Consider the following 12800-nt stretch of genomic DNA (forward strand, 5'->3'; position numbering starts at 1 on the left):
ACATTCACTGCCATGGTGATTTCTCCAATTGATTTTCCGGTATTGCGGTTTCCGACGTCTCGGAAAACCAAGTAGTTCTCTCAAAGTTACTTTTAATAACGGCGCGAAAATCAGAAGCTTTAGAAAAACTTTTAAAAAACCACAAAAAAATTATTAATTAGCTAATTTTCAATAACTTAAAACATTAAACTTTCTAGAATAACTATAGATTTCTATTAATGAGAGCGCTTTAATTGGTCAAAAAACACTCTAATTAGCTTTTTGGCTGGCCAATGTGCAGAAATGATCAATCACCAAAGTTCTTTGGGGCGGACAAATATTAGGCAAAAAAGGTGAGCTGCTCTTCACAAAGTCGGCAGAGAAAATTAAAACCAGCAAAGCGAGAAAACGAAGAAAGATCGTTAGAAGGGAAAATAAAACACAATCTGCAGAAAGGAAAAAGCCCCTTTTCCTTTGAGAGAACCGGGGCTAGTTGGCGCGTCAGAGCCTGTGTGGAGATCATCGAGAAATGAACACATTTCCGACTCGCCGTTGCATTCTTACCGTAAAAATGGATAGCAGGTGAGAGATGAGAGAGCTAAACACCCAATAGTAAGTATGCTTGCCAGTTTCCCTTGCTGCATGGCTCACGTCTGAACACGAGCAGCAAGTTCAACCAATAACTATTGCAATAGTGACATTGCAGAGTTAGGCAATTGTTTTGCTTGAGCAAGTATTGAAGTACCCGCTTGTTGCAGAATTTGTGATTTAGTCATTTGCGTTGTCTCTTTCGCAAAGTCCGTATCTTTGATTCGGCTGTTTGAAGCGTCTACGTTCTCTTGAACGTTTGCCAAGTTATTAATGCTGTGGCTTAGACGGTTCTGTTTCGCACCCAAATCAGCACGCTGTGAATCTACGTACTTCATTGCAGAATCGATAACGCTGATAGCGTTCTGTGAACCAGCAACACTTGTTAGGCTGATATCTTGAACTGATGTTGCACGGCCTTCGCTCTTAAGACCAAGCTCTGATGCCAGGCCACCAGAGATAGACATAGCGCCATCTAGGTCAGGTTCCGCTACGAATAACTGTAAACGGCCATCATCAGTAACCGATGCGTTTACTAAGTCAGATTGACCATTAATGTAAGTCGCTAACTCTTCAATATCGTCACCCGCTTTAGTGTTGATATCTAGAACGATGTCTTCACCCGCTTTGGTTTTGAATTCAAACTTAAGATCGCTCGCTGTTGGCGGCACTTCCCAGTTCTTATCTTTCGCGTTTTCTGAATCGAACGTAGTACCACCCATACGGTAGTCATCTGCACGGATACTTGTCAGAGCCATGATCATTGCTTCACCAGAGTTAGAACCGATCTGGAATGAAGCTTCACCGAATGAACCATTCAGTAGACGACGACCACCAAACGATGTGGTTTCCGCGATACGGTTAAGCTCATCTTGAAGTGCCATTGACTCTTCGTTTAGTGCTGTACGCTCTGCCGGCGAGTTAGTGCCGTTTGATGATTGAATCGCTAGATCACGCATACGTTGTAGTACGTTAGTCGATTCGTTCATCGCGCCTTCTGCTGTTTGAGCAATCGAAATACCGTCGTTGGCATTACGCATTGCCACATCAAGACCACGAGACTGAGCCGTTAGACGGTTCGAGATTTGCAGACCTGCCGCATCATCTTTTGCGCTGTTGATCTTGTGACCAGATGACAAACGCTCCATAGAAGTCGCTAAGTCATTAGACGCTTTGTTCAGGTAACGCTGCGCTGTCATTGCGGAAACGTTAGTACTTACATTAACTGCCATTTTGCTCTCCTTATGAGTTCGCAAGCTCTCTGCGAAGCGGCCAGCTTTACTCTCATATGGATAAGCACTGACCGTATGTTACTCAATAAACCTTATACAAGGTTTAAGATCTGTATTAATCATTTATAACCAACACAGATACAAGTTGTATGCCAAGTTTAATTTTGTATAAATAATTTTTTTATTAACTAATAATCAAAAACTTACAGAAAATTAAACGCGATTATGATTGTTTGCTTCTAGAGGATGAAACTACCTCTACCCGCTTGTTGCCGTTTTTTGCCGCTATATCAAGAAACACTATGTCTCGTACGAAAAAGCGGCAATTTTTGAAGTCATTCGCTCGTATGGCATAGCACATAAGGCAAAGAATCGACTCCGTGGTATTTAGCAGTCCACCACCAAATACCGATTAAGTATTAAATATAGTTAAACAAGGTTAGGTCTTTTGTTTTGCCAAACGCTTGCTGTGAAGCTTGCAATGCTCGAGAGTTTTCATTGAATTCAATGATGGCTTTCGAGTAATCCAAATCTTCAAAGTTGCTTTTCGCTTTCGCCAAAGACAACTTAAAGTCTTCATGTTGTTGCTCTTGAATATCCAATGTACTCAAACGGGCACCGACATCCGTTCTTGCTTTCGTTAAATGGATAAACGCAGCATGAAACTCTTCTGTCATTTGGTGCAGTTTTGCCGTTGCCGATGCATCGGACACAGGGTTTTCTACCTGTTCTGCCGCTTCTTTGAACGTGTCAAAGATCGAGAATGTCTCTCTCGGCTCTAAGGTGATCGAATCACCCTTGGTGACTTGTCCTTTAAACTGAATATTTAACCCTTCGTAGACAATGCCAGTCGCAGGGTCAAAATCTTCAGCAGCAACCACAGCGCCATCTTTTTCAAGTTGGTAGGCAAACTTACCGGTCTGCATATCAACAAAGGTTACTTTATAAGTAGAACCATCTTCTGCACTGTTGGTTGCACGACCAAGTAGTAACTCAGATGCTGGCTCTAGCTCGTATTGAGGCTCAAAATCACCGAATGGGTTATCTATTTCCATAAATAACTTACTGCCCGGATCATTCATCGCCATTTCAAAGCTGCTCGCTACACGCATCTTGCGCTGATAGTCATCTCCTTGATACGTCACCGTTCCTTCGTTATCGCGAAAGAAGGGCTGGCTTTTCGGCTTAGTACCAGCGAATGTGTAGTTGCCAGACTCGTTTTGAGAGTTCGCTAAGTACAAAAAGTTATTCGCTAACTCTTGGATTTCACGCTTCTTCGCTAAACGGTCTTCAGGTGACAGCGCACCGTTGATCATTTCCATCACGGTTCGTTTTGCTTCATCAGCAAAGCCTTCCGAGTTGGCGATCATCACCTCATGGTGCTCAAGGCGGTTTCTAACCAGAGTAATGGCATCAACGTACTGTTTAAGCTGCTCTGATTGCTGACCAATATTCTGTAAATAGTGCGTCGCTAACGGGTCATCACTTGGCGACTGCAGCTTCTTACCGGAAGCGAGTTGCGCTTGGTTGTGATGCACCTTGTTCTCTTGGCGGCGCAAGTCATTTTGTACGGACTGGTAGTTATGGAAGCTAGATATACGATTTAACATTTATACTTCCTACCTCAGAGCCAAAATAGTATTAAAGGTATCGTTAGCAGCTTGCATGATGCGTGAAGAAGCCATATACGCTTGTTGAAACTTCATCATATTTGCCGCTTCTTCATCAAGGTTAACCCCTGAGATTGAAGCAATACGCTCCTGGGCTGACTGCTTTTCTAACGTCGCAATATCACTCAAGCGATTGGCCGTTGAAGACTTCAGACCCGTGTTGGTATTCAGGTTGTGGTAAAGGTCTAGAATCGTAGACTCACCATCGTTCAAGATCTTGCCCGTTTGGAGATCTTGCAGCTTACGTAAGTTGCCATTGTCACCTTCTGATGGGACAAGGTTTGCCGTAAATTTGTCGTTTGCCAACGCGCCTGCCGTTAACTCGAAGGTCGTGCCGTTAATCGTCACCGGTCCTTGTGGCGGATACGGTTGAGGCTGCATTAAGATATTGCCTTTTGGATCCGTCACCGCAAATTGCTCGCCCTTTGGTGACACAATCACTTCAAACTCACGCAGTTGGCCTGCCTCTAGGATTTTGAAGCCAGCGGTGCCTTTGGCGAACGTCGTCGATGCTTCATAGCTTTGTGCGGCAATGTCTTTCGGATCTGTGGTTTCCATGTGAATCTGCGCGGCAAAATTACGCGTCGGACGCAGTAGCAGCTTTTCACCAAGTTCAGGCGGATTACGAATTTCGACGCGCATACCATCAAGATAAAACGCGTTGCCGCTTGAATCGGTACTCACTTTGACCGTTTCGCCACTTGGCTTGGTCACCACGTAATCACTACCATCGTATTTGAGACCGTACTCTCCACCTTTTAAGGCAGAAGTATCATCAATAAATACGGCTACATCGGCTTTGGACTGCCCACTTGCCGTCACACGAGATTTTGCCACCAGCTCTGAGTTCACATCGGTAAACAGGTTCTTGCCCACGTTGCCGTTGAGATCCAAACCTTGCTCTTGAAGCGCATTAACCTTGTACGAAAACGCAGTTGCCAAACGGCCAAGCTCATCCATGATGGCTGGGATGTGCTCATCACGCATGTCTAACATGGCACCGATTTTTCCATCAATGTCACTGCTGGTGATCGGCTTTAAAGACTTACCTTCAACAATCGCCAAGCGACGCTGGTGTGCATCAGGTAAACCATCCACCATTTTTAACTGGCTTGCCTCGCTACCTGATACCAAGGTGTGGCCGTTACCAATATGGACATTGAAGCCTTCGGCATTTGAGCGCGGTGTCACCGTTACTTTGGTGTAACCAGAAAGCTCATTAATTAGCTTTTCATGCTGATCTCGCAGGTCGTTATGAGGTCCTGGAGTTCGCATCATCAGGCGTTGTACATCACGGATCTCGATCGCGAGTTGATTAACTCGCTCGATACCCATATCTAATTTTTTATTCGTAGAATCAGACTGTTGACGAACCGTTTCATGAAATTCATTCAACGTTTTACTGAGTAACCCAGCCTTCTCTATTACGACTTTTCGAGCACCAACGTCATTCGGTGTATCGGCTAAGGTTTTAACCGAGTCAAACCATTCATTTAGGTTTTCTGGAATCTTCTTCGAAGCCACCGAAGACAACATGCTCGACAACATATCCAAGTTGCCTTGAGTGTCGCCTTTGTTGGCGGCATTGGTTGTCGATAGGTTAAGTTCATTGACGGCAAATTGATCCCAAGAGCGGCGAACATTTTCCACATGCACACCCATGCCGTAGGTTTGACCACCGTACTGGCGCGGGTCATTAACACCTTGAATCACAGATTGGCGGCTATAGCCCTCTGTATTGGCGTTAGAAATGTTATGACCTGTGGTGTTTAGCTGTCTCTGAGCAGTAAGAACACTTTGTGCCCCTACATTCAGAAGATCCGACGCCATAATGCCCCCAAAAAACTTAACAAAATCAGGATAAGCTGATTAACTACCAGTTTAAAAAGCAATATATGTGCCAATAGAGAAAGAATAGAGTTAAAAGGCGTTAATTTATTGAAGTATAAAGAGATAAGTAGATGTGGTGCTGTTGACTTTTAAACGGCAGATAAGAAAAGAGCCTGCCACTGGCAAGCTCTAAATGCTCAATCTAATTGACCTAATTCATCTCATCAATCTTAGCTTTAACTCGCAATACCTTATCAGCATAGTTAGGGTCAGTTGCGTAGCCTGCTTGATGAATACCTTTGATGAAGTTCTCCGAATTGCCTTGGTGCTGCAGCGCCGTTTCATACCTTGGGTTTTCGTTCAAGAACTTCACATAGTCGTTGAAGCTGTCTTCAAAACTTGAGTACGAACGGAAAGAAGCAGATTCTTTAACGGCCGTTTTACCATGGAACTCAAGTGTTTGAGTCGCCACTTTATCGCCTTTCCAACTTCTGTCTGCTTTGATGTTGAATAGGTTATTACTGTTGCCTAAAGAGTTTTTGACCATCTTTGAGCCCCAGCCTGTTTCCAGTGCCGCTTGAGCCAATAATAGAGATGAATCTACGCCAAGCGCGCTTGCCGCTTTTTCTGCGTAAGGCTTCATTGAGGTCACAAAGGATTCTGGTGAATCGAAAGAGACTGGCTGTTTAGTCGCTGACGCAGCTTGCACGTCTAGTGCTCTCTCTTCTGAACGGCCTGAGTATTGAGGTCTTTGCAATGAAGTATCAAAACCTTCACTGCGAACCTTATCTTCTGTCGCGTCGCTTGCTTGACCCGCACTTAGCTGTGCAACAATCATATCCGCAAGGCCTAGTGAACCATTCGCACTGAGCTCACTCGCCATTTGGTCGTCTTGCATCTGGCGATAGAACTGTTCGTTCTGGCTGTTCAACATATCCGATTTAAAGCTAGAGTTCGCATCGCGCATCGACTTAAACAACATTGAGGTGAAAATCGCTTCAAACTGTTTTGCCGCTGCGGTCAGTGCTTCTTTCTCACTGCCCTCTTCACCGTTTACTGCTTGTTGACGAAGACGGTCTAGGCTGCCGATGTCGTGAATAAAGCCGATGTCGTTGTTATTCTTAATCATGCTCTATTCCTTAGATAATGATCAGCTGGCCTTCAATCGCACCCGCTTGTTTCAGTGCTTGAAGGATTGCCATTAGATCAGAAGGCGCTGCGCCGACTTCGTTAACCGCACGAACCAAATCATCCAATGTTAAGCCAGGTTCGAACTTAAACATCTTGCCATCGGCTTCAGTGACTTCGATATCAGAATCTGGAACCACTACCGTTTGACCACCAGAGAATGCATTCGGCTGGCTAACGTTTAAGTTTTCTTTAATCGCGACTGTCATACCGCCGTGTGTTACCGCCGCCGCTTTTAGGCGCACGTGCTTACCAACGACAATAGTACCAGTACGAGAGTTAACGATGATTTTCGCTGAACCTTCAGCTGGGTCAAATTCAATGTTTTCGATTGCCGATAAGAACGCCACACGTTGGCTGATTTCTCGAGGCGCACGTACTTTTACAGACGTCGCATCGACCGCTGAAGCCATTTGTGGGCCTAAGAAATTATTAACTGCATCAGCCATGCGCTGCGCTGTTGTGAAATCTGATTGGATTAGGTTGAAGGTGATGTAGTCGCCACGGCCGAAAGGCGTTGGGATCTCTTGCTCTACTGTTGCACCACTAGAGATGATACCGACGTTAGGGTTATTGCCAACAATCTTAGAACCATCGTTACCCTGAGCACTAAAGCCACTTACCACTAAGTTACCTTGCGCGACGGCATAAACCTGACCATCTAGACCTTTTAGGAAGGTTTGTAGCAAGGTACCACCACGTAGGCTTTTTGCCGAACCGATAGAAGAAACCGTGACGTCAACTTCCTGACCTTGCTTAGAGAAAGCCGGCAGTTCAGCGGTAACAATTACTGCCGCTACGTTTTTGGTTTTTGGCTTAGTGCCAGGCGGCAATTGGATGCCAAAATTTTGCAGCATCGCGTTAAATGTTTGATCGGTAAAGGGAGTTGTCTCACCGGTACCCGGCAAACCCGTGACCAAACCATAACCGACAAGTTGGTTACTACGAACACCCGCCACTTTTGCCACGTCTTTAATACGCGCAGCATGGGCACTGGTGGCAAGAAATAGCATGCCGAATAGTACGAGTGTCAGTTTTTTCATTGAGTAACCTGTCTGTATTGCTTTAATTAATAATAACTTAGCGAAATATTGTTGAGTAACACGGGCTGTCAGTATGTCGACGCCTTCTCAAGCTCTACAGAGATACATTAAAGAATCGTGCCAAGAATCCAGGCTCTTGCATATCTTGTTGCACTCCGGTCCCTGAGTACTGGATTCGAGCATTAGAAACACGGTTTGAAGCGATGGTATTATCGAAATCAATGTCGTCTGGACGGATGGTGCCACTTAAGCGGATGTACTCATCACCGGTGTTCAATGTCATCCACTTTTCACCACGCACCACTAGGTTGCCGTTAGCAAGCACTTCAATCACTTCCACAGTAATGTAACCACTGATGCTGTTGCTCTGATTAGCAGAAGCATCACCTGCGAAGGTATTAGTGTTGCTTAGGTCATACGAAAAGTTGTACTTGTCTATCGTCAGCTCTTGACCGCCAACAGCCAAAGGCTCCATAGATGCATCGTTCGACTTAGACATGTCCGCATTGGCTTTTTTCGTCGCACGAGTATTTTCATCCAGCGCTACCGTAATGATGTCACCGATACCGCGAGGCTTTGAATCATCGTACATACTGCCAATATGGTTTACGTTAAATAGTGAACCGGTTGCCGCAGCATAATGCTCTGGCTTCTGTTTTGGGTTGATTGGCGCCCATGCAGGATCACCTGCGATAGGATCCGTTCGACCGCGAAGCGTGTCGATAATACCTGAGCTTTCTTGAGCCGATTTATCGCCTTCTACCGCATCAACCACTGTGGTCGCGTTCTCTTCTGCTGGTGTCTCAATTGGATCAAGCACAGAACAACCGCTCATAGATAAAAACAGGGCTAAACAAAAAATACGTTTCATGGCGATATACTCTCAGCAAGTCGTGGTAATTAGTAGGCCGTGACGAACACGTCGATTAATACGAAACCAGTAAGCGGTGAATAAACCGATTACAGCTGTTGGTTAACAAAGCTCATCATCTTGTCTACCGACGAGATAACTTTCGAGTTCATTTCGTAAACACGTTGAGCTTCGATCATATTCACAAGCTCTTCGGTTACGTTTACGTTCGATGTTTCTAGCATCGATTGGCGGATGTTACCCAGGCCATCGAAGCCTGGTACACCTTCTTGTGGGTCACCACTCGCACCTGTCGGCAAGTAAAGGTTCTGACCTACTGGTTCTAAACCGCCTGGGTTTACAAAGTCAGTAATAGTGATCTGACCTACCACTACGTTGTTTTGCTCGCCACGGAGACGAACCGATACCTCACCGTCGTTACCTACTGTCACTGAGATTGCATCTTCAGGAATAACGATTTCTGGTTGTAGCGGGTAACCTTGACCCGATGTCACGATTGCGCCGTCACCGTTCAATGTGAACTGACCATTACGGCTGTAACCTGTTTCACCGTCTGGCATCTCAACTTGGAAGAAGCCGTCGCCTTCAATCATCATATCTAAGCTGTTCGACGTTGTTTGTGCGTTACCGTGAGTGTGAACCTTTTGAGTCGCAACCACTTTAGAACCTGCACCCAACATTAAGCCACTTGGTAGCTCAGTGTTCTGAGACGACTGACCGCCAGGCTGGTTAATATTCTGGTAGAACAGATCTTCAAATACTGCACGGCTCTTTTTAAAACCAATGGTCGAGGCGTTAGCAAGGTTGTTTGAAATCGTTGAAATATTGGTTTGTTGGGCGTCTAAACCTGTTTTACTTACCCATAATGCTGGATGCATAGCAATTTCCTTTAAATTCTATTAGCTCATACGAAGCAGTGAATCAGACGACTTGTCCATTTCCTCTGCTGTGCTCATCATCTTGACCTGCATTTCAAACTGACGTTGTAAGTCAATTAGGCTGGTCATTTCACCTACGGCATTTACGTTACTGCCTTCGACCGCACCTTTTAGCAACGTTACCGCTGCATCTGCTTCGTATGCCTGATCTGGGTTTTTCGAACGGAATAGACCATTCGTATCTTTAAACAAACTTTGATTATCTGGACGTACAAGTTTAATACGATCAACAACCTCCAATTCCTCAGCTGGAGCGCCTTGAGGAATGACTGAGATCGTACCGTCTGTACCAATTTCGACTTTACTGATTGGGATTGGCAGTGTGATTGGCGCGTCGTTTTCGCCCAATACCAAATGGCCACTTGCATTGGTCAGCAAACCGTTTTGGTCAACCTTTAGGTTACCGTTACGGGTTAAGCCTTCACGACCAGTGTTATCCATTACCGAAATCCAACCATCACCTTGAATAGTGACATCAAGATCACGGCCAGTGGTAACCACACTACCTTGTGCAAAATTATGTCCCGGACGCTCTGTCATGCTGAAAACACGAGTAGGCATACCTTCGCCATACGCTTGCATGGAACGCGCTTGTGCTAAATCAGCACGGAAACCCGTTGTACTTACGTTAGCAAGGTTGTTTGCACGTAGCTGCAAAGCTTGCATATTTTGCTTAGCGCCACTCATGGCAAGAAACAGTGCGCGATCCATAATTTTGCTCCAAAAATCATCTTCTGGGGCTAATATAGCAAACACTGTGCCAATATTTTTAACTGTTATTTATCAACGATTTAAATGAAAAACAAACAAGAAAGGTGATCACAAAAGGATCATTGAGGAAGAATTGTTGCCAGTGGCATTACCGGGCGGCAATAAGGGCGGCAAATAAAAAAGCAAACAACAATACCCAATTCAATAACATTGAATTGGGTATTCACAGATGATTCAAACGTTAGAAACGATTAACGAATCTGAAGAATATTCTGTTGTAGTTGGTTGTGTACTTCTAGAGAGCGCGAGTTCGCTTGGAAGTTACGTTGAGCAGAAATCAAATCAACCAGTTCTTGAGTCATATCGATGTTCGACTGCTCAAGTGAGCCGTTGTTGATACTACCAAATGAACCTTTATTCGATTCACCCCAGATTTTGTCACCTGAGTCGTTAGTAGAATCCCACTGGGTACCGCCTTTCTTATCCAGACCTTGCTCGTTTGGTACGCGCACTAGGCCAACACGACCAAGCATTACGTTTTCACCATTTGAGTAAGTACCTAGAACACTGCCGTACTCATCGAAATCGATTTTGGTTAAGAAACCTGTTGTTGCACCATCTTCATCAAACTTAGTCAGTTCAAACGGAGCCGCAAATTGGGTTGAAGAATCTAGACCAAACTTAAGCACTTGTGTTGGATCTGCACCGTTCAAGTCAATTGGGTTCGCACCAGCGCCTAGTGGGTCCGAGTTTATCGGTTGACCACTGTTCAAGCTTGCTAACGTACCGTCATTGTTGAACTTCATTGTGTGACCAACATGACCTTGAGCATTCGTTGCATCACCACCAGTAATATTGAGTGGCTTCTCGCCAGTCTCATCAGACATGGTGTAGTACGTCTGCCAAGTATTTGGTTGCGTCTGATCTTTGAGGTAGTAAGTCGTTAACTTGTAAGACTGGCCCATAGAATCGTATACCGTCGAAGACGTTGCACGGTTATAGGTATCAGCATCTTTGAAGTTAAATGCAGCCGGATCTTTAAGGTCACCGTTTGCAGGAAGGTTAACCCCAACTTCAATGTTTTCTGTCTGCTTTGGCTTACCAAATTCAGCTGGAATGTCGAGAGGCTTTGGCGCATAAGAAAGAACTTCACCCGAGTTTGGATCAACATCGTAACCTAAAAGAAACTCATCGTTAGCCGTAACCATGTAGTTGTCTTTGTTTAGGTGAAAAGCACCATTACGTGTTAGTTCGTTAATCTCTGGCACCATACGGTCTTTCGCTACCGCAAAGAAACCTGTACCACTTACGCGTAGATCCATTGGGTTGTTTGTATAAATACTTGAACCTTCGTGGAACTGTTGCGCCACTTGGCTAGCTTGCGCACCGCCACCTGACGTCGTTTTTGCGTTTGTGAACAACGAGTTTGAGTAAACATCACCAAATTCAGCACGAGACTCTTTAAAGCCAAATGTGTTTGCGTTCGCAATGTTGTTACTGGTTGTATTCAGGTCTAATTGTGCAGCGGATAGGCCGCTTAAAGCTACATATGACATTCCAATATTCTCCTAATCTATCTAGCTAGCATAGTCACTCAACTAAGAGCTACGCTTTACCAACTTCTAGTACTTCAGCAAGTCGTACTGGCGATGTAAAACCAGCCAGATTGAGTAGTACGTTGCCATCACCCTTACCAAGAAGCACACTGTTCACGTTTGCATAACTGGAAACTTGGAACTCTGTGTTCTCGCCATCCAGTAAACCCGACGCTTTCACGTTGTATTTACCGGCCGGCAATGGGTTACCGTCTTCGTCTTTTCCGTCCCATTCAACACGTGTATCGCCTGAAGGTTTAGAACCGATATCAAAAGTGCGAACTAATTGGCCCACTTCGTTCTCAACACGGACCATAACGTTGTCCATTGCTTGAGGAAGCTTAACCATTGCCGCCATACCGCCATCACCTTGCTTTACACCTGCCGCACCAGGAACCAATACATCACGACCAACCAAAGAGGAGGCCTGCAGTGCTTGGTTAGAGGTCATCGATGAGTTCAAGCTTTCAAACTGTGAATTCATTTTGCCGATGCCATCTACGGTCGCAAATGAAGCCATTTGCGCAATCATCTGGTCATTGCTAACCGGCTTAAAAGGGTCTTGCTGTGCTAGTTGCTTAGTCAACAAAGATAAGAAATCTTCTTGCTTAAGATCCTGCTTACCTGTTGTTTCGTCGGGCTTCTTAGCGCCATCTTGAAGACTCTTCAGCTGGTCAACATAGGACAAGCCGCTTTGACCAACATTGTTGTTGATTCCAGCCATGTGCTACCTCCTTATCCTTATTGACCCATCTGCAGCGTACGCAGCAGCATTTGTTTACTCGAGTCAGCAACCTGTACGTTCGTTTGGTACGCACGTGATGCCGAAATCATATTTGCCATCTCTTCCATAACGTTCACGTTAGACTTGTAAATGAAGCCTTCGTTGTTCGCTAATGGGTGGTCTGGGTTGTACTCCGCGCTCAGCGGCTTATCGCTTTCCACAATACCTAATACTTTCACAGGCACAGTGTGGTCACTGTTGCGTGCTCGATTTAACTCAGCGCCGAACACTGCGTGGCGAGCCTTGTAAGTTTCTTTAGCAGAACTACTTACACTGTCCGCGTTTGCAAGGTTGCTCGAGGTCGTATTTAGACGAACAGATTCAGCACTCATCGCAGAACCAGTCACATTGAATACATTAAATAAGCTCAT

General features: G+C 45.1%; 11 protein-coding genes. All 11 read right to left on the bottom strand.

Annotated features, from left to right (window positions below; all coding sequences use genetic code 11):
• Nucleotides 1-662 precede the first annotated feature (662 nt).
• The 11 genes from F0228_RS20195 to flgC all read right to left on the bottom strand — a co-directional run bounded on the left by F0228_RS20195 (nucleotide 663) and on the right by flgC (nucleotide 12800).
• Complete coding sequence (locus F0228_RS20195; protein ID WP_061034101.1) at nucleotides 663-1799, bottom strand: flagellin; 1137 nt, start codon at nucleotides 1797-1799, stop codon at nucleotides 663-665.
• Between the two features lie 419 nt (nucleotides 1800-2218).
• Entirely contained in the window at nucleotides 2219-3409 is a 1191-nt protein-coding gene (flgL, locus tag F0228_RS20200; RefSeq protein ID WP_171762710.1) for a flagellar hook-associated protein FlgL, read from the bottom strand.
• A 9-nt stretch (nucleotides 3410-3418) separates the two neighbouring features.
• Nucleotides 3419-5299, bottom strand: coding sequence for a flagellar hook-associated protein FlgK (gene flgK, locus F0228_RS20205; RefSeq protein ID WP_061034103.1), 1881 nt, complete (start codon nucleotides 5297-5299; stop codon nucleotides 3419-3421).
• Between the two features lie 211 nt (nucleotides 5300-5510).
• On the bottom strand, nucleotides 5511-6428 hold the full coding sequence (flgJ, locus tag F0228_RS20210; RefSeq protein WP_171762711.1) for a flagellar assembly peptidoglycan hydrolase FlgJ: 918 nt from the start codon (nucleotides 6426-6428) through the stop codon (nucleotides 5511-5513).
• A gap of 10 nt (nucleotides 6429-6438) precedes the next feature.
• The gene (locus F0228_RS20215) at nucleotides 6439-7530 is read right to left on the bottom strand and encodes a flagellar basal body P-ring protein FlgI (protein WP_008218243.1); all 1092 of its coding nucleotides are present in this window, start codon (nucleotides 7528-7530) and stop codon (nucleotides 6439-6441) included.
• 94 nt (nucleotides 7531-7624) lie between these two features.
• Nucleotides 7625-8401, bottom strand: a complete 777-nt coding sequence (flgH, locus tag F0228_RS20220; protein ID WP_171762712.1) for a flagellar basal body L-ring protein FlgH — start codon at nucleotides 8399-8401, stop codon at nucleotides 7625-7627.
• A gap of 89 nt (nucleotides 8402-8490) precedes the next feature.
• Nucleotides 8491-9279 carry a flagellar basal-body rod protein FlgG gene (gene flgG / locus F0228_RS20225; protein ID WP_004739713.1) on the bottom strand — a complete coding sequence of 263 codons (789 nt, stop codon included), beginning with the start codon at nucleotides 9277-9279 and terminating at the stop codon, nucleotides 8491-8493.
• Between the two features lie 21 nt (nucleotides 9280-9300).
• Nucleotides 9301-10050, bottom strand: a complete 750-nt coding sequence (locus F0228_RS20230; RefSeq protein WP_004739714.1) for a flagellar basal body rod protein FlgF — start codon at nucleotides 10048-10050, stop codon at nucleotides 9301-9303.
• A 251-nt stretch (nucleotides 10051-10301) separates the two neighbouring features.
• On the bottom strand, nucleotides 10302-11606 hold the full coding sequence (gene flgE / locus F0228_RS20235) for a flagellar hook protein FlgE (RefSeq protein WP_061034106.1): 1305 nt from the start codon (nucleotides 11604-11606) through the stop codon (nucleotides 10302-10304).
• Between the two features lie 49 nt (nucleotides 11607-11655).
• A complete protein-coding gene (flgD, locus tag F0228_RS20240) occupies nucleotides 11656-12369 on the bottom strand; it encodes a flagellar hook assembly protein FlgD (RefSeq protein WP_008218237.1) in 714 nt (237 codons plus the stop codon).
• A 17-nt stretch (nucleotides 12370-12386) separates the two neighbouring features.
• A complete protein-coding gene (gene flgC / locus F0228_RS20245) occupies nucleotides 12387-12800 on the bottom strand; it encodes a flagellar basal body rod protein FlgC (RefSeq protein ID WP_008218235.1) in 414 nt (137 codons plus the stop codon).

This window comes from Vibrio sp. 99K-1 (genome assembly GCF_013114585.1).
Lineage (GTDB): Bacteria > Pseudomonadota > Gammaproteobacteria > Enterobacterales > Vibrionaceae > Vibrio > Vibrio chagasii_B.

Bases quoted from the DNA above. Each gene is read 5' to 3' on its own strand.
- F0228_RS20215 (WP_008218243.1), bottom strand. From the start codon at position 7,530: ATGAAAAAACTGACACTCGTACTATTCGGCATGCTATTTCTTGCCACC.
- flgE (WP_061034106.1), bottom strand. From the start codon at position 11,606: ATGTCATATGTAGCTTTAAGCGGCCTATCCGCTGCACAATTAGACCTG.
- flgG (WP_004739713.1), bottom strand. From the start codon at position 9,279: ATGCATCCAGCATTATGGGTAAGTAAAACAGGTTTAGACGCCCAACAA.
- flgH (WP_171762712.1), bottom strand. From the start codon at position 8,401: ATGAAACGTATTTTTTGTTTAGCCCTGTTTTTATCTATGAGCGGTTGT.
- F0228_RS20230 (WP_004739714.1), bottom strand. From the start codon at position 10,050: ATGGATCGCGCACTGTTTCTTGCCATGAGTGGCGCTAAGCAAAATATG.
- flgD (WP_008218237.1), bottom strand. From the start codon at position 12,369: ATGGCTGGAATCAACAACAATGTTGGTCAAAGCGGCTTGTCCTATGTT.
- F0228_RS20195 (WP_061034101.1), bottom strand. From the start codon at position 1,799: ATGGCAGTTAATGTAAGTACTAACGTTTCCGCAATGACAGCGCAGCGT.
- flgC (WP_008218235.1), bottom strand. From the start codon at position 12,800: ATGAGCTTATTTAATGTATTCAATGTGACTGGTTCTGCGATGAGTGCT.
- flgJ (WP_171762711.1), bottom strand. From the start codon at position 6,428: ATGATTAAGAATAACAACGACATCGGCTTTATTCACGACATCGGCAGC.
- flgL (WP_171762710.1), bottom strand. From the start codon at position 3,409: ATGTTAAATCGTATATCTAGCTTCCATAACTACCAGTCCGTACAAAAT.
- flgK (WP_061034103.1), bottom strand. From the start codon at position 5,299: ATGGCGTCGGATCTTCTGAATGTAGGGGCACAAAGTGTTCTTACTGCT.